The organism is Paracidovorax sp. MALMAid1276, from assembly GCF_049198005.1.
Lineage (GTDB): Bacteria > Pseudomonadota > Gammaproteobacteria > Burkholderiales > Burkholderiaceae_C > Acidovorax.
Genome location: NZ_JBMIRS010000203.1, coordinates 43,725 through 64,663 on the forward strand (window position 1 = coordinate 43,725; position 20,939 = coordinate 64,663).

Below are 20,939 nucleotides of genomic sequence, written 5' to 3' on the forward strand. Positions count from 1 at the left end.
TTTCAGCCATGGAAACAGCACGGGTTTTGCGGCCGTTTTTCACGCTGGGTTGATGCGGCGCAAGCTCAGGCCGAGCGGCTTTTGAGCCCCATGCCCACCAGAAAGGTTTCAGACGACTTGTCCCTTGAAGCCTTGGGTTTCAAGGGTTTGACGACCTTGAAGGTCTGCTTGAACAGCGTCACCAGGTCGCTGTATCCGCTCCCGTGGAACAGCTTGACGACGAGCGCCCCATCCGGTTTCAAATGGTTGCAAGCAAAGTCGACGGCCAGCTCTACCAGGTGCGCAATGCGCGCGGCATCTGCCGATTCGATGCCGGACAGGTTGGGAGCCATGTCAGAGACCACCACATCCACCACACGGCCGTCCAAGGCCTGCTCCAGGCGCTCCAGCACGTCGGGCTCCCGGAAATCACCATTGAGATAGGTCACGCCTTCGATGGGCTCCATGGGCAGGATGTCCAGTGCGATGATCGCGCCGTTGAGCTGTCCGGCGGCGGCACCGGTGGGTGACAGGCGCCGGCGCAGGTACTGGCTCCAGGCACCGGGCGTGGAGCCCAGGTCCACCACCGTGTAGCCGGGCTTGATGAGCCCCAGCTGCTCGTCAATCTCCTTGAGCTTGTAGGCCGCGCGCGCACGGTAGCCCTCTTTCTGGGCCAATTTCACATAGGTGTCGTTGACATGATCGTTCAACCACGCCTTGTTGACCTTCTTGCTCTGGGTTTTGACTTTCATACAGGCTGCATTGTCTCTCGCCGGCCGGGCGCGCCACGCCGCCCTGCCTTTTCGCCCAGTGGAATCGGCGCCTGCGACCCAAGGGCCGGACTTAAAATACCGCCCATGCCCCAAATTCAACTGACTCCCTCCGAGCGCCGGGAACATCGCGCCAACGCCCACCACCTCGACCCGGTGGTTCTGATCGGTGGCGACGGCCTGACCCCCGCCGTGAAGAAGGAGATAGATGCCGCCCTGAACGCACATGGCCTGATCAAGGTGCGCGTTTTCAACGATGACCGCGCAGCCCGCGAGCAGATGTACCAGCAGATCACGGCCGACCTCGGCGCCGCGCCCATCCAGCACATCGGCAAGCTGCTGGTGCTGTGGCGCCCCCAGCCCGAGAAGGTGCGCACCCTGGACGAAGACCGCATGCCCGGCCCGCGCGATGTGAAGGTGCTCAAGTTCAGCAAGCGTGGCGGCCAACGCCCCGAGATCAAGCAATTGCGCGTACTGGGCAACCAGCGTCTCACCTCGGGTGGCCAGATCAAACGTGCCAAGCCCAAGCAAAAATCCGTCAAAAAACGCCAGGCGGACTGATTGATGAGCAGCGCCCCGGCAGTCCGCGCTGACGCCGCCCGCACCCGCCACATCCTCTGCATGAAATGGGGCACAAAGTACGGTCCCGAGTATGTGAACCGCCTCTACGCCATGGTTCGGCGGCACCTCACGGGCGACTTCCACTTTATCTGCCTGACCGACGACAGCACTGGCATCCGCAGCGAGGTGCAGTGCCTGCCCATTCCGCCGCTGGATCTGCCGCCAGGCATTCCGGAGCGCGGTTGGACCAAACTGGCCACATTCAGCGCAGACCTGCACGGTCTGCAGGGCACAGCGCTGTTCCTGGACGTGGATGTGGTCGTCACCGGCAGCCTGGATGCGTTCTTCACGCAGCCGGGCGAGTTCCTCATCATCCACGACTACAAGCGCCCCTGGCGCATCACCGGCAACTCATCGGTATACCGGTTCGAGCTGGGCGCCCACCCCGACGTGCTGGCGCACTTTCGTGGGCACTTCGCCGAAATCCGGCAGCAGTTCCGCAATGAGCAGGCCTACCTGTCAGACTTTCTGCACCGCCAGGGCAGGCTGCAGTACTGGCCCAAGGACTGGTGCCCGAGCTTCAAGTACCACAGCATTCCACCGTGGCCCACAAACTACTGGCGTGCTCCTGGGGTACCGCACGGCGCGCGCATCGTGATTTTTCATGGGGAATGCAACCCCCCCGACGCACTGGCCGGGCGGCGCAACCGGCGCCTGCGCTACATCCGGCCTGCCACCTGGGTGGCCGAGCACTGGCACGAGTAGGCTCAGTCGCCGTCGTCGGAACGTTCGGCAGTTGCAACAACCGCGGCAGGTGCGGCAGGCTGCAGCGTCAGCCACAGCACCGCCAAGGCGCAGCACCACTGCAGCGCATACATCGCGGTGCCTACCGAATGCCACAGGCGCAGATCCTGCCGCGCCACGATGCGCGGCGCCACGCCAAACTGTGCAAGCAGGGCCAACAGCATGCCACCCAGCATAAAAACCATAGCAGCCTTTGCCCATGGGTAAAGCGCTGGGGCCGATTTTGGCCTTGAAATGAGTAGCAACACCACACAACAGGCCACCACAACCCAGGTTTGCGCCGCAAACAGCTTGGCGGCCATGAACCCGGCAAGTGACGGCGAGGGAAGATGAGCGAACAGCAGGGGCACGGCCAGAAAACCGATGGCCGTCATGCTGCCCCACCACAGGGCCGCAACCAGGGCAGGAAGACGCGCGCGCATGCTGCAGCTGCCCAACGATCTCACAGGTAGCTGACGGCCACCACTTCGTAGCGACGGATGCCGCCCGGTGCCTGCACTTCCGCCGTGTCGCCCTCTTCCTTGCCGATCAAGGCCCGTGCGATGGGGCTCGAGATGTTGATCAGGCCCTGCTTCAAATCCGCCTCATCCTCGCCCACGATCTGGTACTTGACGGTATCGCCAGAGTCCTCATCTTCCAGCTCCACGGTGGCGCCGAAAACGACCTTGCCACCGCCGTCCACGGCGCTGGGGTCGATCACCTGGGCCACCGAAAGCTTGCCCTCGATTTCCTGGATGCGGCCTTCGATGAAACCCTGGCGGTCCTTGGCGGCGTCATAGTCTGCGTTCTCGCTCAGGTCACCCTGGGCCCGCGCCTCGGCGATGGCGGTGATGACCGCAGGACGCTCGATGGTCTTGAGGCGGTGCAGCTCTTCCTTGAGCTTTTCTGCGCCACGCTTGGTGATAGGAATGGTCGCCATTCTTGTGAGTCTCCATAGGTCAGGGCAGCAGCAGCGCGGCAGCGCCACTGCGGCGGGGTCCGCTAGGCAGGCACCATCGTGCGCCCGCAATCATTCGCGACCCAATAAAAGGAAACCGCCGCGAGTTGCCGCGCGGCGGTGTCTGTTCAGGGGCCGATTATGCCCCGTTTAGTTGCGCTTAGGCCAGCAGCTGGGCATGCAGCTCCTGCACCGAATACACGTCGAGCTTGTCCATGTACTTCATGCCTTCCACAGCTGCTTCCGCGCCGAAGATGGTGGTGAAGGTGGTCACACGGGCCAGCAGCGACGAGGTGCGGATGGCGCGCGAATCGGCGATGGCGTTGCGGCGCTCTTCCACGGTATTGATGACCATCACGATCTCGTCGTTCTTCATCATGTCCACGATGTGCGGGCGGCCTTCGGTCACCTTGTTGACCACCTGCACCGGCACGCCAGCCGCGTCGATGGCAGCGGCCGTGCCCTTGGTGGCCACCAACTCGAAGCCCATGGCCACCAGTTGGCGCGCGATGTCCACGGCACGGGGCTTGTCGGCGTTCTTCACCGTGAGGAAGACCTTGCCGGCCGTGGGCAGCTTGGTGCCCGCACCCATCTGGCTCTTCACGAAGGCCTCGCCGAAGGTCTTGCCCACGCCCATGACTTCGCCGGTGGACTTCATCTCGGGGCCGAGGATGGTGTCCACACCGGGGAACTTCACGAAGGGGAACACGGCCTCCTTCACGCTGAAGTACGGTGGCGTCACTTCCTGGGTGATGCCCTGCGAGGCCAGCGTCTGGCCGGCCATGCAGCGCGCAGCCACCTTGGCCAGCTGGATGCCCGTGGCCTTGCTCACGAAGGGAACCGTGCGCGAGGCGCGCGGATTCACTTCGAGCACATAGATCACGTCCTTGCCTTCGGTCTCCTGAATGGCGAACTGCACGTTCATCAGGCCGACCACGTTCAGGCCCTGGGCCATGGCGGCCGTCTGGCGCTTGATCTCGTCGACCGTGGCCTGCGACAGGTAATACGGGGGCAGCGAGCAGGCGGAGTCGCCGCTGTGCACGCCGGCCTGCTCGATGTGCTCCATCACGCCACCGATGAAGGTGACGCCCGTGGAGTCGCGCACGCAGTCCACGTCGCATTCGATGGCATTGGAGAGGAAGCGATCCAGCAGCACGGGCGAGTCGTTGCTCACCTTGACCGCTTCGCGCATGTAGCGCTCCAGGTCGCGCTGCTCGTGCACGATTTCCATCGCGCGGCCGCCCAGCACATAGCTGGGGCGCACCACCAGGGGGTAGCCCAGGGCGGCAGCCTTTTCCAGGGCCTCAGCTTCGGTGCGGGCCGTGGCGTTGGGCGGCTGGCGCAGGCCCAGGTCGCCCAGCAGCTTCTGGAAGCGCTCGCGGTCTTCGGCCGCATCGATCATGTCGGGGGTGGTGCCGATGATCGGCACGCCTTCGGCCTCCAGGCCCAGGGCGAGCTTCAGGGGCGTCTGGCCGCCGTACTGCACGATCACGCCGACCGGCTTTTCCTTGTCGACGATCTCCAGCACGTCTTCCAGCGTCACAGGCTCGAAGTACAGCCGGTCGGAGGTGTCGTAGTCGGTGGAGACGGTCTCGGGATTGCAGTTGACCATGATGGTCTCGTAGCCGTCCTCGCGCATCGCCAGCGCCGCATGCACGCAGCAGTAGTCGAACTCGATGCCCTGGCCGATGCGGTTGGGGCCACCGCCCAGCACCATGATCTTCTTGTTGTTCGTCGGCTCGGCCTCGCACTCCTCGTCGTAGGTGGAGTACAGGTAGGCGGTGTTGGTGGCGAACTCGGCGGCGCAAGTGTCCACGCGCTTGTAAACAGGGCGCACGTTGAGCGCGCGGCGCGCCTCGCGCACCGCCTTCTCGCTGGTCTTGAGCAGCTTGGCCAGGCGGCGGTCGGAGAAGCCCTTTTGCTTGAGCGTGCGCAGCGTGGTCGCATCGATGGCGGCCAGCGCGCCCTCGCCCTTCTCGGCGACGAGCTGGTCGATGTCGAGCTCGATCTTCACGATCTGCTCGATCTGCACCAGGAACCACTTGTCGATCTTGGTGAGTTCGAACACCTCGTCGACCGACAGGCCCATGGCGAAGGCGTCACCCACATACCAGATCCGCTCGGGGCCGGGCTCACCCAGCTCCTTCTCCAGCGTCTCACGGTCCTGGGTCTTTTCGTTCATGCCGTCCACGCCCACTTCCAGGCCGCGCAGGGCCTTCTGGAAGGATTCCTGGAAGGTGCGGCCCATGGCCATGACCTCGCCCACCGACTTCATCTGCGTGGTCAGGCGGCTGTCGGCCGTGGGGAACTTCTCGAACGCAAAGCGCGGGATCTTGGTGACCACGTAGTCGATGGAAGGTTCGAACGAAGCGGGCGTGATGCCGCCCGTGATCTCGTTGCGCAGCTCGTCGAGCGTGTAGCCCACGGCCAGCTTGGCCGCGACCTTGGCGATGGGGAAGCCCGTGGCCTTGGAGGCCAGTGCCGAGGAGCGCGAGACGCGCGGGTTCATCTCGATCACGACCATGCGGCCGTCCTTGGGGTTGATCGAGAACTGCACGTTGGAGCCGCCCGTGTCCACGCCGATCTCACGCAGCACCGCGAGCGACGCGTTGCGCATGATCTGGTACTCCTTGTCGGTCAGCGTCTGCGCAGGGGCCACGGTGATGGAGTCACCGGTGTGCACGCCCATCGGGTCCAGGTTCTCGATGGAGCAGACGATGATGCAGTTGTCCGCCTTGTCACGGACCACTTCCATCTCGTACTCCTTCCAGCCGAGCAGCGATTCTTCAATCAGCAGCTCGTTGGTGGGCGAGGCTTCCAGGCCGCGCTTGCAGATGGTCTCGAACTCTTCGGGGTTGTAGGCAATGCCGCCACCCGTACCGCCCAGCGTGAAGCTGGGGCGAATCACGGTGGGGAAGCCCACGTTCTTCTGCACCGCCCAGGCTTCTTCCATGCTGTGGGCGATGCCCGAGCGCGCGGAGCCCAGACCGATCTTGGTCATCGCGTCCTTGAACTTCAGGCGGTCTTCAGCCTTGTCGATGGCCTCGGGCGTGGCGCCAATCAGCTCGACCTTGTACTTGTCGAGCACGCCGTTGTGCCACAGGTCCAGCGCGCAGTTCAGCGCGGTCTGGCCACCCATGGTCGGCAGGATGGCAAAACCACCGGGGTTCTTCTCGCGCTCCTTGGCGATGATCTTCTCGACCGTCTGCCAGGTGATGGGCTCGATGTAGGTCACGTCGGCCGTGGCCGGGTCGGTCATGATCGTCGCAGGGTTGCTGTTGATCAGGATGACCTTGTAGCCCTCTTCGCGCAGGGCCTTGCAGGCCTGCACGCCGGAGTAGTCGAACTCACAGGCCTGGCCGATGATGATCGGGCCGGCGCCAATGATGAGGATGCTTTTGATGTCTGTACGTTTTGGCATGTTGCGTCGATCAATCGTTGACCGTGGGTTCTGCTGCCTGGTGGCCGGAGGCATGGGCGGCGGGTTGGGCGTCGTCGGCCGCTGACTGCCGCTCGGCGAGCTTGGCCAGCAGTGCCTGGGCCCGCTCCGCAGGCAGGTTCTTCTGCATGAGCTGCAGCAAGCCGTCGCCCTGGATCAGCGGGCGCAGCACTTCTTCTTCGGCGTCATAAAACGTGACTTCCCAGTCCCGCAGCATCTCTGCGAACTCCGCGTCGTCCATGGTCTTGCCCTTGGCCACCAGCGTGACCAGAGGCATGGCCTTGTTTTCGACAAAGGCCTTCTTGTAGGGCTTCTGGGCCCAGCGCACGGAGAACCACTCGCGGTGGTGCGGCGGCAGGGTCAGCACGCGCTTGTGAATGGCCTTCTCGAGCGATGCGAGAGGGAAGCTGAACAGTTTCATGGCGCTCTTCCTTGGGCCTCAGGCCTTTTTGGCGGCGCGCATGGCGTCGGTGAATCGGTCGAACAGGTAGGCGATGTCGTGCGGACCGGGCGAAGCCTCGGGGTGGCCCTGGAAGCAGAACGCCGGCTTGTCCTTGTGCGCCAGGCCTTGCAGCGTGCCGTCGAACAGGCTCACGTGGGTGGCGCGCAGGTGCGCGGGCAGCGAGTCCATCTCGACAGCAAAGCCGTGGTTCTGGCTGGTGATGCTCACGCGGCCCGAATCCAGGTCCTTCACGGGGTGGTTGGCGCCGTGGTGGCTGTTGGCCATCTTGAAGGTCTTGGCGCCCGCGGCCAGTGCCATGATCTGGTGACCCAGGCAGATGCCGAACGTGGGCATGCCGCTGTCCACGATGGTGCGGGTGGCATTGATGGCGTAGTCGCAGGGCTCTGGGTCGCCAGGGCCGTTGGAGAGGAACACGCCGTCCGGCTTCATCGCCAGCACGTCGGCGGCGGGGGTCTGCGCGGGCACCACCGTGACCTTGCAGCCACGCTGCGCCAGCATGCGCAAAATGTTCTTCTTCACGCCGTAGTCATAGGCCACCACATGGAACTGCGGGGCGTCGAGCCGGCCATAGCCCTTGCCCAGCTCCCACTCGGTCTCGGTCCACTCGTAGGTCGACTTCGTGGAAACGACCTTGGCCAGGTCCAGCCCGGCCATGCTGGGCGCCGCCTTGGCAGCTGCCAGCGTTTCGTCGATCAGCGACTGGGTGACTGCCTGCCCGGGTGCAAGCCCCATGATGGCGCCGTTTTGCGAACCCTTTTCGCGCAGCAGGCGGGTGAGCTTGCGCGTGTCGATGTTGGCGATGGCGACCGTGCGCTCGCGCACGAGGTATTGCGAAAGGGTTTCGGCAGAGCGGAAGTTGCTCGCCAGCAGGGGCAGGTCCTTGATGATCAGGCCCGCGGCATGGATCTTGTCGGCTTCGATGTCCTCGACGCTCACACCATAGTTGCCGATGTGCGGATACGTCAGGGTGACGATCTGCTGGCAGTAGCTGGGGTCGGTCAGGATTTCCTGGTAGCCGACGATGGAGGTGTTGAACACCACTTCGCCGACGGTGATGCCCACGTCTGCAGACGCGGCACCGATCGAGTTGCCGATAAAGACCGTGCCGTCTGCGAGCGCCAGGATGGCGGGCGGGAAGGTTCCCTGTAGAGACAAAAGCACTGGGTTCTCCGGATGGTTACGGTCGCCCGGCGCCTGCAGGCCGCTTGCAAAGGATGTTTGCAATCGAATGCCAGCGGCTGCTCTCAGATGGGTTGTTGCTTTGGGTGCGGTCGGGCGACGCTGTTGCGAGAAAAGCTCCCGATTATACCCCTGGGCCATGGCATGGCGGGAAATGCAGGTAATGCATAACCCTTGTCAAGCAGGTTTACGAGCAGCTCAGCGCCCCGCCCCGCTGGCGTGCAGGCAGATGGCAGCGGCGGCGGCCACGTTGAGCGACTCCTCGCCGCCGGGCTGCGCAATGCGGATGCGCTGGGCGGCCCGGTCTTCCAGGCCCCGAGAGACCCCCTGCCCCTCGTGGCCCATCACCCAGGCGCAGGGCCAGGGCAGCGTTGCCTGGTGCAGAAAGTCGCCCGCGTGGGAGCTGGTGACCAGCAGCGGCACCTGCAGCGCTTCGAGCGCACCCTCGTCCAGGCCCTCGACCAGTCGCAGCGCGAAATGCGCGCCCATGCCGGCGCGCAGCACCTTGGGCGACCACAGGGCCGCGCTGCCCTTGACGGCCACCACCTGCCGAAACCCGAAAGCCGCCGCGCTGCGCAGGATGGAGCCCACATTGCCCGCGTCCTGCACGCGGTCCAGAACCACCGTGGCCGCATCGGCCTGCAGCGACACCTGCTGCGGCCAGTCCAGCAGAAAACCCATGCGCGCCGGAGACTCCAGCCCGCTGATGTCGGCAAACAGCCCATCAGCGATCACTACATTTTTTGTAGCTGCAGACGCCCATTCAGTAAGCGCCAACGGCCAAAATGATTCAGAAAATACCGCCACGGACGGGCGCAGCCCGCGCTCGATGGCGGCCCGACAGAGGTGGTCACCCTCCAGCCACACGCGCCCCTGCTTGCGGTAGGCGGTGGTGTCCTGGGCGAGCCGCCGCAATTCCTTGACGAAGGCGTTGTCGCGCGAATGGATGGTAGTGACGGACGGCGAAGTCATAGGCCAGTGGGCACGGTTGCGGCGGCGGCGTGCGCGGGCGCCACGGATGCCGGGGCGATGGACTCGGGCGCCAGCAGTGGGCGGCTGAGCAGGCTGGCGGCCACCGGTGCGAAGGATCGGCGGTGGTACACGCACGCCCCGTGCGCGCGCAGGGCTTGCATGTGGTCGGCCGTGCCATAGCCCTTGTGGCCCGCAAAGCCGTAGTGCGGAAACTCCACATGCACCTGCTCGCACCAGCGGTCGCGGTGTACCTTGGCCAGGATGGACGCCGCAGAGATGGCCTTCACCAGCGCGTCCCCCTTGACGATGGCTTCGGCGGGCACATCCAGCTGGGGCAGGCGGTTGCCGTCCACCATCACCCGCACGGGCTTGAGCCGCAGGCCCATCACCGCGCGGCGCATGGCCAGCATCGTGGCCTGCAGGATGTTCAACTCGTCGATCTCCTGCACGCTGGCCTCGGCCACGCTGCAGCACAGGGCCTTGGCACGGATCTCGTCATAGAGCTTTTCGCGCCGCGCGGCCGTGAGCTTCTTGGAGTCGTTGAGCCCCGCGATGGGGTGCAGGTCGTCCAGGATGACCGCTGCCGCCACGACGGGGCCAGCCAGCGGCCCACGCCCGGCCTCGTCCACGCCCGCCACCAGGCCCGGCGGATGCCAGGGCAGGCTGGCCTGCTCAGTGAGCAGCTGCAGGGGTGAGGATTTTCTGGATCGCATCGGCAGCCAGTTGGGAGGTGTTGCGGAGAAGGCTCTCGTGCAAGGCGGTGAAGCGCTGTTCCAGCGCGGTGATTTTCTGCGGATCGTGCCGGCGCGCATCCAGCCATTGCATCGTGGCTGCGCACAGGGCCTGCGGCGTGGCCGCGTCCTGAATCAGTTCAGGCACAACAAAGTCACGGCACAGGATGTTGGGCAGGCCCACCCAGGGTTGCAGCTGCTTGCGCCGCATCAGCCACCAGCTCACGGGGTGCATATGGTAGCCAATGACCATGGGGCGCTTGAACAGCGCTGCTTCGAGCGTGGCGGTGCCGCTGGCGATCAGCGTCGCATCACACGCCGCCAGCGCCGTGTGCGACTGCCCACGAAGAATCTGCACCCGGCCGCCCAGCCCGCATTGCTGGGCCATCTGCTCGATGCGAGTCTGCAGGGCAGGCACCGCAGGCACTATCAACTTGATAGCTGGTCGGGCTTGATGGACAAGCGCTGCAGCCTGAAAAAAGGGTTGAGCGATGTACTGGATCTCCGATGTCCGGCTGCCCGGCAGCACGGCCAGCACTTCGTCCTCATCGCTCAGGCCCAGTTGCACGCGGGCAGCCGCGCGGTCGGGCACCATGGGGATCACACCGGCCAGCGGATGGCCCACATAGGTGGCCGCGATGCCGTGCCGGGCCAGCAGCTCCGGCTCGAAGGGAAAGATGCACAGCATATGGTCGGCGCTGCGGCGGATTTTCTCCACGCGCTCCGCACGCCAGGCCCAGATCGAAGGGCACACGAAATGCACGGTCTTGATGCCGGCAGCCCGCAGCCCGGCCTCCAGCCCCAGGTTGAAATCCGGCGCGTCCACGCCGATGAATACGTCGGGCCGGTCTTGCAGCAGGCGCTCGCGCAATTGCTTGCGGATGCCGAGCAGTTCTCGCAGGCGGCGCAGCACTTCGAGGCTGTAGCCGTGCACGGCCAGCTTGTCGCTGGGCCACCAGGCAGCAAAGCCGCGCCGCTGCATCTGCGGGCCGCCAATGCCGCACGACGCCAGGCCCGGCCAGTGCGCCTGCATGCCATCCAGCAGCAGGCCCGCCAGCAGATCGCCCGAGGTTTCGCCCGCCACCATGGCGACGCGAGGGAAGGCACCCATCACCCGCCCTTAGCGCGCAATGCCGCGCGTGGATGCATCGAGGAACGCCAGCACGAGCGCCACATCGTCAGCCGCTTCGGGATGGGAGGCCTGCAAGCCGGTGATGGCGGCGCGGGCCGCTTCCAGCGTCAGCCCCTGGCGATAGAGCGCGCGGTGCACCTGCTTGATGCCCGCCACACGCGCGGCCGAGAAGCCCCGGCGGCGCAGGCCCTCCAGGTTGAGGCCCCGCACGGACAGCGGGTTGCCATCGACCATCATGAACGGCGGGACGTCCTGCGACACGGCGCTGGAAAAGCCGATCATGGCGTGCGCCCCTATCTTCACGAACTGGTGGATGCCGGTGAGCCCCCCCACCGTCGCCCAGTCACCGATCACCACATGGCCCGCCAGTGTGGTGTTGTTGGCCATGGTGGTGTGATTGCCCACATGGCAGTCGTGCGCGATGTGGGTGTAGGCCATGATCCAGTTGTCGTGGCCGATGCTGGTCTTGCCGCCCGCACCGGGCACGCCCCGGTTGAACGTGCAGAACTCACGCACCGTGTTGCGGTCGCCGATCACCAGCTCGGTGTCTTCGCCCTTGTACTTCTTGTCCTGCGGGTCGGCCCCGAGCGACGCAAACTGAAAGATGCGGTTGTCGCTGCCGATGGTGGTCCGCCCCTGGATCACGCAGTGCGGGCCGACAGAGCTGCCGGCGCCGATCACCACCTGCGGACCGATCACCGCGTAAGGCCCCACCGTGACGGAGGGGTCGATGCGCGCGCCGGGCTCGACGATGGCCGTGGGATGGATGTTGCTCACGTTCCGTTGGACTTGTCTGGTTCTGTCGGTGCTTCCATGGCCGGGCAGCGCCTCAGCCCACGCTGCGCATGGTGCACATGAGCTCGGCTTCGCAGGCGACTTCCTCGCCCACGCTGGCCACGCCCTTGAACTTCCAGATGCCGCCGCGCACGCGGTCGATGGTGATGGTGAGAACGAGCTGGTCGCCCGGCTCCACCGGGCGCTTGAAGCGCGCACCGTCGATGCCCACAAAGTAGTAGATGTTGTTTTCGTCCGGCACCTTGCCCATGGCGTCGAAGGCCAGCAGGCCGGCGGCCTGCGCCAGCGCTTCCAGGATCAGCACGCCGGGCATCACCGGACGGCCCGGAAAATGGCCGCCAAAATAAGGCTCGTTGAACGTGACGTTCTTGATGGCCTTGATGCGGGTGTTGCTCTCCAACTCGATCACCTTGTCCACCAGCAGGAAGGGGTAGCGGTGGGGCAGTTGCTTGAGAATTGCGTGAATATCCATCATCGAGTTGTTCTTCCGTCGTCTTTCATGCTGCCTTGAGGGCCTGCTCCAGCGCCTTGATTCGCTCTCGCAGGCTGTGCAGTTGTTTGAGTGTTGCAGCGTTCTTTTCCCAGCGCGCATTGTCGTCGATGGGGAACATGCCGGTGTATTGCCCAGGGCGCGTCAAAGAACGCGTGACCACCGTGGCCGCCGAGACATGCACGTGGTCGGCCAATTCCAGATGCCCCAGCACAATCGCACCGCCCCCCACGGTGCAGTGCGCCCCGATGGTGGCACTGCCCGCAATGCCCACGCAGCCCGCCATGGCGGAGTGCCGGCCGATGCGCACGTTGTGCCCCACCTGGATCAGGTTGTCGAGCTTCACGCCATCTTCAATGACCGTGTCCTGCAGCGCGCCACGGTCGATGCAGGTGTTGGCCCCGATCTCGACATCGTTGCCGATGCGAACTGCGCCCAGCTGCTCGATCTTGACCCACTGCCCGTTCTCGGGCGCAAAACCAAAGCCGTCGGCCCCGATCACCACACCGGGGTGCACGATGCAGCGCGCGCCGATGTGGCAGTCCTCGCCCACGGTCACCCTGGACGTGAGCACCGTGCCTTCGCCCACATGCGCCCCGCGCTCGACCACGCACAGCGGCCCGATGGTGGTCGTGGGGTGCACCTGGGCTGATGGGTCGACCACCGCGCTCGGGTGCACGCCGGCCGCGCGCGGCCGAGCCTGGCGCTGCCGCCACAGCTGCGTGGCACGCGCGAAATACACATAGGGGTTGTCGGCCACGATGCAGGCACCGCGTTCCAACGCAGCCTCCCGCAAGGCGGGCGCCACAATGACACAGGCCGCCCGGGAGGCGGCCAGCTGTTGTTGGTAGCGGGGGTTGCTCAGAAAACTGAGATCCCCCGGCCCTGCAAGCTCCAGCGGTGCAATCCGGGCAATGGGAGTCTCACGTACTCCTCCCTCCAGCGAACCACCGAGCGCATCCACAATGTGCCCGAGAAGCAAGCCGCTCACGCGTCACCTGCCCGACGGCACTGCGGCTTACTTGGCGCCCGCAGCGGCATTCAACGCCTTGATCACCTTGTCGGTGATGTCGTGCTTGGGGTTGATGTAGACGGCCTCTTGCAGGATGACGTCGTACTTTTCGGCTTCTGCCACTTGCTTGACCACCTTGTTCGCACGGTCCAGCACCTGGGACAGTTCTTCGTTCTTGCGGGCGGTCAGGTCTTCCTGGAACTCACGGCGCTTGCGCTGGAAGTCACGGTCCTGGTCCACGAGCTGGCGCTGGCGTGTGTTGCGCTGGCTTTCGGCCATGGTGGGCGCTTCACGCTCGAACTTCTCGCTGGCGGTCTTCAGGGTATTGCCCAGGTCCACCAGTTCTTTTTCCCGGCGGGCGAATTCCTGCTCCAGCTTGGCCTGTGCAGCCTTGGCGGTGTTGGCCTCGCGGAAGATGCGGTCGGTGTTCACGAAACCGGCCTTGAAAGACTCTTGTGCTTGCACGGGGGCTGCAACGGCGATCGTGCCCAGCAGCAAAGCCAAGGAAATATGGCGGGAAAAGGATTTCATTAGAAAGACGTTCCGATCTGGAATTGCAGTTTCTGGATTCTATCGCCGGCGAACTTGCGCACCGGCTGCGCAAACGCCAAACGCAGGGGACCGAGCGGGGAAATCCAGCTCAGGCCCAGGCCCACGGATGCGCGCATGTCGCTGAGGGTGACCTTGTCATTTTCGCCGTACACATTGCCGACGTCGAGGAAGGTGAAGACACGCAGTGTGCGGTCATTTCCGGCACCCGGAAACGGGGCGATCAGCTCGGCATTGAGCGTGACCTTCTTGGGCCCACCCAGGGACGCGCCCGTCACGTCACGCGGCCCCAGCGTGCCCTGATCAAAGCCGCGCACCGAGCCCAGCCCGCCGGAATAGAAATTCTTGAAGACCGGGAATGGGCGGCCATTCATGCCCTTGCCAATGCCCACTTCGCCGTTGAACGCCACCGTGAAGCGCTTGTTGAGCGGCACATATTGCTGGTACTGGTAGTTGGCTCGCACATAGCGCGCATCGCCCGCCACCGACCACTCGGAATTGAGACGCTGATAGCGCCCTGAATTGGGAGCCAGCGCGCTGTCGCGGTCGTCGCGCGACCAGCCGATGGTGAGCGGTATCGACGTGCTGCTGTAGCCAAACCGGTCGGCATACGCAAGATAGGTGGCCGGGATATTGGTGCCCGGCTTGATCTTGGTCTGCTCCAGCCCGCCGCCGAAAAATACCGTGTCCGTCTCGCTGAACGGAATGCCGAACCGCACCGAAGTGCCCGTGGTGATGAGTTCGTAATTGCCGCCCTGGTCTTCGTAAGGCTTGTCCGTGCGGTAGTAGACGTCCAGCGTGCGTGAAATGCCTTCGGGCGTGAAGTAAGGGTTGGTGGTGCTGAACACCAGAGTGCGGCGGTACTTGCTGGTGTTCACATCGATGCCCAGGTAATTGCCGGAGCCAAAGATGTTTTCCTGCTTGATGCCAAACGACAGTGCCACTTTTTCTGCGCTCGAGAAGCCCACGCCCATCTGCAGCGAACCCGTGGGCTTCTCTGCCACGTTGATCACCAGATCGACCTGGTCGGGAGAGCCGAGCACCTCCTGCGTTTCGACGTTGACTTCCGTGAAGAAGCCCAGGCGGTCGACCCGGTCGCGCGACAGGCGGATCTTCTCGCCGTCGTACCACGAGGCCTCGTACTGGCGGAACTCGCGCCGGATGACTTCGTCACGGGTGCGGTTGTTGCCGCTCACGTTGATGCGGCGCACATAGGCCCGGCGTGCCGGCTCGGCTTGCAGGGCAAACGTGACGCGGTTGTTCTCACGGTCGATTTCAGGCACGGCCTCCACACGCGCAAACGCGAAGCCGAAGCGGGCGAAATATTCGGAAAAGGCCTTGGTGGTCTCGGTCACCTGGTCCGCGTTGTAGGGCTCGCCCACACGGATCGCGACCCGCGACTTGAACTCGTCCTCGCGGTCCAGATAGTTGCCTTCGAGCTTGACGCCGGACACGACGAAGCGCTCGCCTTCCGTCACGTTGACCGTGATGGAGATGTCCTGCTTGTCGGGCGAGATGGCCACCTGGGTGGAATCCACCCGGAATTCCAGGTAGCCGCGCTGCAGGTAGTACGACCGCAGGGTTTCGAGGTCGGCGTTGAGTTTGGCGCGCGAATAACGGTCGGACTTGGTGTACCAGCTGAGCCAGCCCCCCGTGTCCTGATCGAACAAGCCCTTCAGCGTCGATTCGCTGAACGCCTTGTTGCCCACGATGCGCACTTCCTTGATGCGCGCTGGCTCGCCTTCGACCACGGTGAATGTGAGGTTCACGCGGTTGCGCTCGATGGGCGTGACCGTGGTCACGACCTCGGCGCCGTAAAGGCTCTTGTTGATGTACTGGCGCTTGAGCTCCTGCTCGGCGCGGTCGGCCAGCGCCTTGTCGTAGGGCCGTCCTTCGGTCAGGCCCACATCGCGCATGGACTTCTTGAGTGCGTCCTTGTCGAACTCGCGGGTGCCCGCGAAGTCCACCTCGGCGATGGTGGGGCGCTCTTCCACCACCACCACCAGCACGTTGCCACTGGCCTCCAGGCGCACGTCCTTGAACAGGCCCAGGCCAAACAGCGCACGGATCGCTGCAGCACCCTTTTCGTCGTTGTAATCGTCGCCCACGCGCAGCGGCATGGAGGCAAACACCGTCCCGGGCTCCACGCGCTGCAGCCCCTCCACCCGGATGTCCTGCACCTTGAAAGGCTCCAGCGCCCAAGCCGCGTTGGCGACAAAGATCATGGCGGCAATGGCCGACGCAGTGCGCACGCCCAGGCGGTTGATGTGTTTTTTCATGAGTGAAGCGGATACCGCAATTGGCTGGCAAGCGCGGCAAAAGTGTTAGCCAAAGAGCCGGGTGACATCGTTGAACAGGGCTATGGACATCATGAGAAGCAGCACGGCAACACCAGCGCGTTGCAGCCGCTCCATCCAAGCGTCCGACACCCCCCTGCCGGTCACACCCTCCCAAAGATAATACATCAGGTGCCCCCCATCGAGGACGGGCAACGGGAGCAGGTTCAGCACCCCGAGGCTGACGCTGATGAGCGCCAGAAAAATGAGGTACTGCGTGAGCCCCATGCTTGCCGAACGGCCCGCATAGTCGGCGATGGTGAGAGGACCGCTCAAGTTCTTGATGGATGCTTCGCCAATGACCATGCGTCCCATCATGCGCAGCGTGAGCACCGACACGTCCCAGGTCTTGACGACACCCGCCCACGCACCTTCGAACAGGCCATATTCCACAGTCACGAACTCAGGTGCTGCGCCCACGTAAGCGCCGATGCGCCCCACCGTGCCGCTCGGCTCTACCTTGGCGTCTGGCAATACGTCGAGCGTGACAACCTCGCCGCCACGCTGTACGCGCCACGGCTGCGCCAGCGCGTCACTGCCGCGCACCGACTGGCGGATCAGCTCGCGCAACTGCTGCCCGTCGACCACGTCCGTGGCGCCCAGCTTCAGCACCAGGTCGCCCTCGCGCAGGCCCGCGCGCTCGGCCGCGCCGTCGGCCATCACTTCACCCAGGACCGGGCGCGTCCACGGGCCCAGAATGCCGATCTTGCGGAACAGCTGGGCATCCGCTTCGCGGGTGTCGATGCGGGACATGTCCAGCAGGATTTCGCGGTGCGACGCCCCGGTCTGCGGCACGACATCGAGGCGCACGGTCACCCCTTCCAGCGCACCGCGTGTGAGCAGCCAGCGCAGATCCTCGAAAGACCGCACCGGCTCCATCTCGTCAGCGCCCAGTGCGGCCCGCTCCACCAGCTCACCGCCGCGCAGTCCTGCGCTCTGCGCCACCGAACCCGCCACGGGGCTGGCCAGCACGGCACGGGGCTCTTGCACCCCACTCCAGTTGACCAGCGAATACAGCAAGATGGCCAGAAGCAGGTTGGCTGCCGGGCCGGCCGCCACGATGGCGGCCCTGGAACGCAGCGGCTGCGTGTTGAACGCCAGGTGCCGCTCGTGCGCTTGCACAGGCGCCTCGCGCTCGTCCAGCATGCGCACATAGCCACCCAGCGGAAACGCGCCCACCACGAATTCGGTGGGTGAGCCCTTGGGCTGCCAGCGCAGCAGCGGCTTGCCAAAACCCACCGAAAATTTCAGCACCTTAACGCCGCAGGCAACGGCCACGCGGTAGTGACCATACTCATGCACGGCAATCAAGAGGCCCAGGGCAACGATGAAGGCAACGACGGTCAGGAGCATGGCGGGGAATCCAGTTTCAATGCACCACGGCCTCAAGCAGCCAGTCGGCCTGCAGCATGTTCTGCCGCGTGGCGGGCCTGCGTGTCGAGGTGCAGCAGCGCTTCCAGCGAATCGGGCTTGGAGGGCGAAACGGCATCCAAAGTTGCAAGATTGACGGCGTGAATGTGGTCAAACCGCAGACGGCCGGACAAGAATGCGCCGACAGCGATTTCATTGGCCGCATTCAACACGGCCGTCGTGCCTTCGGCAGCCTTCAGGGCCTGCCACGACAGGTGCAGGCCCGGGAAGCGCGCCGCATCTGCATCCTCGAACACCAGCGCAGACAAGCTGGAAAAATCGAGCTTGCTCGCACCGCTGGCAATGCGCTCCGGCCAGGCCAGGCCGCAGGCGATGGGCACGCGCATGTCCGGCGTGCCCAGTTGCGCAAGGATGGATGCGTCCTTGAATTGCACCATCGAATGGATGATCTGCTGCGGGTGGATCACCACCTTGATCTGGTCCGGGTGCAGATCGAACAGCCAGCGCGCCTCGATCACTTCCAGCGCCTTGTTCATCATCGTCGCCGAATCGACCGAGATCTTGCGCCCCATCGAAAAATTGGGATGCGCGCAGGCCTGGGCCGGCGTGATCTGCGAGAGCGTGGCGGGATCGCGCTGCCGGAAGGGCCCGCCCGAGGCGGTGAGCAAGATGCTGTCCACCCGTTCGGGCCAGGTGGCGGGGTCTTCCGGCAGGCATTGGAAGATGGCAGAGTGCTCGCTGTCGATGGGCAGCAGCGTGGCCCCGCCTTCGCGCACGGCGTGCATGAACAGTGCGCCGCCCACCACCAGCGCTTCCTTGTTCGCCAGCAGCAGCCGCTTGCCCGCGCGCGCTGCGGCCAGGCAGGGGGCCAGACCCGCCGCGCCGACGATAGCGGCCATCACGGCATCCACCTCCGGATGAGACGCTATGCTTTCAACAGCATCCTTTTCAATCAGGACCTGCGTTGGAAGGTCATTTTGCTTCAATTTTTCGGCCAGTTGCACCGCATGCGCCGCGCTCGCCATCACGGCATAGCGCGGGCGAAACTGCGCGCACTGCGCCAGCATCAGGTCAACCTGCGTCGCCGCGCTCAGGGCGAACACCTCGAAGCGCTCGGGATGGCGGGACACCACGTCCAGCGTGCTGGTTCCGATCGAGCCCGTGGAGCCCAGGACAGTCAGTCGTTGTTTCATCATTGCATCGTCAGGCTGGTGAGCATCATGGCCAGGGGCAGCGTGGGCAGCAGCGCATCCACCCGGTCCAGCACGCCGCCGTGGCCGGGCAGCAGACCGCTGCTGTCCTTCACGCCCGCGCTGCGCTTGATGAGCGACTCCACCAGATCGCCAGACACGCTCATGGCCACCATGAACAGTGCAGCAATCACCAGCAGCCACCAGCCCTGCTGCGCCATGCGTGTGTAAAAGCTCGGCACCGCCGCACCCCAGTGGACGTCCGCCGCCACCCAGACGAAGGCCATCACCATCACGCCGGCCAGGCCCCCCCACACCCCCTCCCAGCTCTTGCCCGGGCTGATGGCGGGCGCGAGCTTGCCCTTGGTGAAGCGCAGGCCGAAAGCGCGGCCGGCAAAGTAGGCGAATATGTCGGCAACCCACACCAGCAAAAGCACCGACAGCAGAAAGTTGATGCCCACCCCGCGGGCCTGCACCACCGCCAGCCATGCGAGCCACAACGCGAGCACCCCGGCCACCAGGCGCAGCGCAGAGGGAATGCGCGGCCAGCCGGGCACACCGGCCTTCAGGAGCCAGGCGGTGCAGAGCACCCAGAGCCCCCCGCCCACCAGCCACAAGGCGGTGAGCGGCCGGTCGAGCCAGCCCAGCGCCCACGAGCCCAGGCACATGGCCACGCAAGCGGCGCCCACGGCCACGGATCCTGCCTGGCCGTAGCCGCTCAAACGCCCCCACTCCCAGGCCCCCGCCGCCATCAGCACCAGCACCACCACGGTGAACGGCACGGTCGATGAATAGAAAAGTGCCGGCAACAGGATGGCCAGCAGGACAAGGGCTGTGATGACGCGCTGTTTGAGCATGGGGCCTTTCAGAACCGGCAGGGGGTTCTCAGCCCGGCATCGGATCGTGATGCGCGGACAGTATCTGTTCGGAGGTTTGGCCGAAACGGCGCTCGCGGCTATTGAAGGCAGCAATGGCCTCATCCAGCGCCGCCTCGTCAAAATCCGGCCACAGCCGGTCGCTGAAGACGAACTCGGAGTATGCGGCCTGCCACAGCAAGAAGTTGCTGATGCGCATTTCGCCGCCCGTGCGGATCACCAGATCCGGGTCGGGCACATGGGCCAGGGCCATGGCGCCGTGCAGGCTCGCCTCGGTGATGGCCTCTCCCCGGGCGGCGACCGCAGCCGCTGCCTGGGCGATGTCCCACCGGCCGCCATAGTTGAAGCACACGTTGAGCACGAGGCGGCTGTTGTGTGCGGTGGCCGCTTGCGCCTGCGCCAGTCCGTCGCGAACCTTTTGCGACAGGCCGGCACGCTCGCCCACGAAATAGAGACGAACGCCATCTTTCTGGAGCTGGGGCACTTCACGCGCGAGCGCCAGCGCCAGCAGCTCCATGAGGCCCGAGACCTCGTCGGCCGGACGGTTCCAGTTTTCGGAGGAGAAGGCGAAGACGGTGAGCACCCCCACGCCGCGCTCGGCGCAGGCGCGCGCGCATCGGCGCAGTGAGTCCACCCCTTGTTTGTGGCCGGCCAGGCGGGGCAGAAAGCGGCGCTTGGCCCAGCGGCCGTTGCCATCCATCACGATGGCGATGTGGTGCGGCACCACCGGAGACACAGGCATCGAAACGATCAAGCCTTTCAGGCTCAGACCGCCATGATTTCCTGCTCTTTGCCCGCCACCAGCGCATCGATCTCGGCGATGTGCTTGTCGGTGAACTTCTGCACGTCGGTTTCGGCGCGCTTCTGATCGTCTTCGGACGCGAGCTTGTCCTTGACCAGCTTCTTGACGGCTTCGTTGGCATCACGGCGCAGGTTGCGCACGGCGATCTTGGCGCTCTCGCCTTCGTTGCGCGCGAGCTTGGTCATTTCCTTGCGGCGCTCTTCGCTCATGGGGGGCATGGGCACGCGGATCAGGTCGCCCATGGAGGCCGGATTCAGGCCCAGGTCGCTTTCGCGGATGGCCTTTTCGATCTTGGCGCCCATGCCCTTTTCCCAGGGCTGCACGCTGATCGTTCGCGAATCAATCAGCGCCACGTTGGCCACCTGGGACAGGGGCACCATCGAGCCGTAGTACTCGACCTGCACGGCATCGAGGAGCGCAGGGTTGGCGCGGCCGGTGCGGATCTTCTGCAGGTTGTTCTTGAACGCCGTGATGGACTGGTCCATCTTGGTTTCGGCGGTCTTCTTGATGTCGGCAATCGTCATGTTTTCTCCTGGGGACGACCTGCGCGCC

Annotated in this window: 21 protein-coding genes; 2 read left to right on the forward strand and 19 right to left on the reverse strand. The window is 64.9% G+C overall.

The genetic code is table 11. The features are described 5' to 3' along the window. Positions 1 to 65: 65 nt before the first annotated feature. The gene (locus tag ACOQFS_RS16425; RefSeq protein WP_421563896.1) at positions 66 to 731 is read right to left on the reverse strand and encodes an RlmE family RNA methyltransferase; all 666 of its coding nucleotides are present in this window, start codon (positions 729 to 731) and stop codon (positions 66 to 68) included. A gap of 105 nt (positions 732 to 836) precedes the next feature. Here ACOQFS_RS16425 and ACOQFS_RS16430 point away from each other — a divergent pair, with 105 nt between their 5' ends. Both ACOQFS_RS16430 and ACOQFS_RS16435 read left to right on the forward strand, forming a co-directional pair. Further along, positions 837 to 1,310 (forward strand): YhbY family RNA-binding protein, encoded by a 474-nt coding sequence (locus ACOQFS_RS16430; RefSeq protein ID WP_421563897.1) that lies wholly within the window; start codon positions 837 to 839, stop codon positions 1,308 to 1,310. Between the two features lie 3 nt (positions 1,311 to 1,313). Continuing rightward, positions 1,314 to 2,075 carry a glycosyltransferase gene (locus tag ACOQFS_RS16435; RefSeq protein ID WP_421563898.1) on the forward strand — a complete coding sequence of 254 codons (762 nt, stop codon included), beginning with the start codon at positions 1,314 to 1,316 and terminating at the stop codon, positions 2,073 to 2,075. 2 nt (positions 2,076 to 2,077) lie between these two features. On the opposite strand, the gene ACOQFS_RS16440 is transcribed toward ACOQFS_RS16435, so the two are convergent. The 18 genes from ACOQFS_RS16440 to frr form a co-directional block, all read right to left on the reverse strand. After that, complete coding sequence (locus ACOQFS_RS16440; RefSeq protein WP_421563899.1) at positions 2,078 to 2,536, reverse strand: DUF4149 domain-containing protein; 459 nt, start codon at positions 2,534 to 2,536, stop codon at positions 2,078 to 2,080. A gap of 20 nt (positions 2,537 to 2,556) precedes the next feature. Continuing rightward, positions 2,557 to 3,033 carry a transcription elongation factor GreA gene (greA, locus tag ACOQFS_RS16445; RefSeq protein WP_421563900.1) on the reverse strand — a complete coding sequence of 159 codons (477 nt, stop codon included), beginning with the start codon at positions 3,031 to 3,033 and terminating at the stop codon, positions 2,557 to 2,559. Positions 3,034 to 3,211: 178 nt separating this feature from the next. Further along, complete coding sequence (gene carB, locus ACOQFS_RS16450) at positions 3,212 to 6,472, reverse strand: carbamoyl-phosphate synthase large subunit (protein WP_421563901.1); 3,261 nt, start codon at positions 6,470 to 6,472, stop codon at positions 3,212 to 3,214. Between the two features lie 10 nt (positions 6,473 to 6,482). After that, positions 6,483 to 6,911 (reverse strand): hypothetical protein, encoded by a 429-nt coding sequence (locus tag ACOQFS_RS16455; protein WP_421563902.1) that lies wholly within the window; start codon positions 6,909 to 6,911, stop codon positions 6,483 to 6,485. Positions 6,912 to 6,929: 18 nt separating this feature from the next. Further along, positions 6,930 to 8,114 (reverse strand): glutamine-hydrolyzing carbamoyl-phosphate synthase small subunit, encoded by a 1,185-nt coding sequence (gene carA / locus ACOQFS_RS16460; RefSeq protein WP_421563903.1) that lies wholly within the window; start codon positions 8,112 to 8,114, stop codon positions 6,930 to 6,932. Positions 8,115 to 8,330: 216 nt separating this feature from the next. Next, on the reverse strand, positions 8,331 to 9,104 hold the full coding sequence (locus ACOQFS_RS16465; RefSeq protein WP_421563904.1) for a TrmH family RNA methyltransferase: 774 nt from the start codon (positions 9,102 to 9,104) through the stop codon (positions 8,331 to 8,333). Next, complete coding sequence (rnhB, locus tag ACOQFS_RS16470) at positions 9,101 to 9,817, reverse strand: ribonuclease HII (RefSeq protein ID WP_421563905.1); 717 nt, start codon at positions 9,815 to 9,817, stop codon at positions 9,101 to 9,103. Before rnhB ends, ACOQFS_RS16465 begins: the two co-directional genes overlap by 4 nt. Continuing rightward, positions 9,777 to 10,946, reverse strand: a complete 1,170-nt coding sequence (lpxB, locus tag ACOQFS_RS16475) for a lipid-A-disaccharide synthase (RefSeq protein WP_421563906.1) — start codon at positions 10,944 to 10,946, stop codon at positions 9,777 to 9,779. The genes rnhB and lpxB overlap by 41 nt, the downstream gene beginning before the upstream one ends. Positions 10,947 to 10,955: 9 nt before the next feature. Next, on the reverse strand, positions 10,956 to 11,744 hold the full coding sequence (gene lpxA / locus ACOQFS_RS16480; protein ID WP_421563907.1) for an acyl-ACP--UDP-N-acetylglucosamine O-acyltransferase: 789 nt from the start codon (positions 11,742 to 11,744) through the stop codon (positions 10,956 to 10,958). Between the two features lie 52 nt (positions 11,745 to 11,796). After that, entirely contained in the window at positions 11,797 to 12,237 is a 441-nt protein-coding gene (gene fabZ, locus ACOQFS_RS16485) for a 3-hydroxyacyl-ACP dehydratase FabZ (protein WP_421563908.1), read from the reverse strand. Positions 12,238 to 12,259: 22 nt separating this feature from the next. Beyond that, positions 12,260 to 13,234 carry a UDP-3-O-(3-hydroxymyristoyl)glucosamine N-acyltransferase gene (gene lpxD, locus ACOQFS_RS16490; protein WP_421563924.1) on the reverse strand — a complete coding sequence of 325 codons (975 nt, stop codon included), beginning with the start codon at positions 13,232 to 13,234 and terminating at the stop codon, positions 12,260 to 12,262. A 36-nt stretch (positions 13,235 to 13,270) separates the two neighbouring features. Then, on the reverse strand, positions 13,271 to 13,795 hold the full coding sequence (locus ACOQFS_RS16495; protein ID WP_421563909.1) for an OmpH family outer membrane protein: 525 nt from the start codon (positions 13,793 to 13,795) through the stop codon (positions 13,271 to 13,273). Further along, complete coding sequence (gene bamA / locus ACOQFS_RS16500) at positions 13,795 to 16,092, reverse strand: outer membrane protein assembly factor BamA (protein WP_421563910.1); 2,298 nt, start codon at positions 16,090 to 16,092, stop codon at positions 13,795 to 13,797. Before bamA ends, ACOQFS_RS16495 begins: the two co-directional genes overlap by 1 nt. Positions 16,093 to 16,137: 45 nt before the next feature. Then, positions 16,138 to 17,502 carry an RIP metalloprotease RseP gene (gene rseP, locus ACOQFS_RS16505; protein ID WP_421563911.1) on the reverse strand — a complete coding sequence of 455 codons (1,365 nt, stop codon included), beginning with the start codon at positions 17,500 to 17,502 and terminating at the stop codon, positions 16,138 to 16,140. A 32-nt stretch (positions 17,503 to 17,534) separates the two neighbouring features. After that, positions 17,535 to 18,713, reverse strand: a complete 1,179-nt coding sequence (gene ispC / locus ACOQFS_RS16510; protein WP_421563925.1) for a 1-deoxy-D-xylulose-5-phosphate reductoisomerase — start codon at positions 18,711 to 18,713, stop codon at positions 17,535 to 17,537. After that, positions 18,713 to 19,567, reverse strand: coding sequence for a phosphatidate cytidylyltransferase (locus tag ACOQFS_RS16515; RefSeq protein WP_421563912.1), 855 nt, complete (start codon positions 19,565 to 19,567; stop codon positions 18,713 to 18,715). The genes ispC and ACOQFS_RS16515 overlap by 1 nt, the downstream gene beginning before the upstream one ends. A gap of 28 nt (positions 19,568 to 19,595) precedes the next feature. Continuing rightward, positions 19,596 to 20,327 carry a polyprenyl diphosphate synthase gene (gene uppS / locus ACOQFS_RS16520; protein WP_421563913.1) on the reverse strand — a complete coding sequence of 244 codons (732 nt, stop codon included), beginning with the start codon at positions 20,325 to 20,327 and terminating at the stop codon, positions 19,596 to 19,598. A gap of 23 nt (positions 20,328 to 20,350) precedes the next feature. After that, positions 20,351 to 20,911: a ribosome recycling factor gene (frr, locus tag ACOQFS_RS16525; protein WP_421563914.1), complete on the reverse strand. Its 561-nt coding sequence runs from the start codon at positions 20,909 to 20,911 to the stop codon at positions 20,351 to 20,353. Positions 20,912 to 20,939 lie beyond the last annotated feature (28 nt).

Coding starts and splice junctions, on each gene's coding strand:
- frr (WP_421563914.1), bottom strand. CDS start 20,911: ATGACGATTGCCGACATCAAGAAGACCGCCGAAACCAAGATGGACCAG.
- ACOQFS_RS16425 (WP_421563896.1), bottom strand. CDS start 731: ATGAAAGTCAAAACCCAGAGCAAGAAGGTCAACAAGGCGTGGTTGAAC.
- ACOQFS_RS16455 (WP_421563902.1), bottom strand. CDS start 6,911: ATGAAACTGTTCAGCTTCCCTCTCGCATCGCTCGAGAAGGCCATTCAC.
- ACOQFS_RS16430 (WP_421563897.1), top strand. CDS start 837: ATGCCCCAAATTCAACTGACTCCCTCCGAGCGCCGGGAACATCGCGCC.
- greA (WP_421563900.1), bottom strand. CDS start 3,033: ATGGCGACCATTCCTATCACCAAGCGTGGCGCAGAAAAGCTCAAGGAA.
- rnhB (WP_421563905.1), bottom strand. CDS start 9,817: ATGCGATCCAGAAAATCCTCACCCCTGCAGCTGCTCACTGAGCAGGCC.
- uppS (WP_421563913.1), bottom strand. CDS start 20,327: ATGCCTGTGTCTCCGGTGGTGCCGCACCACATCGCCATCGTGATGGAT.
- lpxB (WP_421563906.1), bottom strand. CDS start 10,946: ATGGGTGCCTTCCCTCGCGTCGCCATGGTGGCGGGCGAAACCTCGGGC.
- ACOQFS_RS16440 (WP_421563899.1), bottom strand. CDS start 2,536: ATGCGCGCGCGTCTTCCTGCCCTGGTTGCGGCCCTGTGGTGGGGCAGC.
- fabZ (WP_421563908.1), bottom strand. CDS start 12,237: ATGATGGATATTCACGCAATTCTCAAGCAACTGCCCCACCGCTACCCC.
- rseP (WP_421563911.1), bottom strand. CDS start 17,502: ATGCTCCTGACCGTCGTTGCCTTCATCGTTGCCCTGGGCCTCTTGATT.
- ACOQFS_RS16465 (WP_421563904.1), bottom strand. CDS start 9,104: ATGACTTCGCCGTCCGTCACTACCATCCATTCGCGCGACAACGCCTTC.
- ACOQFS_RS16495 (WP_421563909.1), bottom strand. CDS start 13,795: ATGAAATCCTTTTCCCGCCATATTTCCTTGGCTTTGCTGCTGGGCACG.
- bamA (WP_421563910.1), bottom strand. CDS start 16,092: ATGAAAAAACACATCAACCGCCTGGGCGTGCGCACTGCGTCGGCCATT.
- ACOQFS_RS16515 (WP_421563912.1), bottom strand. CDS start 19,567: ATGCTCAAACAGCGCGTCATCACAGCCCTTGTCCTGCTGGCCATCCTG.
- ACOQFS_RS16435 (WP_421563898.1), top strand. CDS start 1,314: ATGAGCAGCGCCCCGGCAGTCCGCGCTGACGCCGCCCGCACCCGCCAC.
- carB (WP_421563901.1), bottom strand. CDS start 6,472: ATGCCAAAACGTACAGACATCAAAAGCATCCTCATCATTGGCGCCGGC.
- ispC (WP_421563925.1), bottom strand. CDS start 18,713: ATGAAACAACGACTGACTGTCCTGGGCTCCACGGGCTCGATCGGAACC.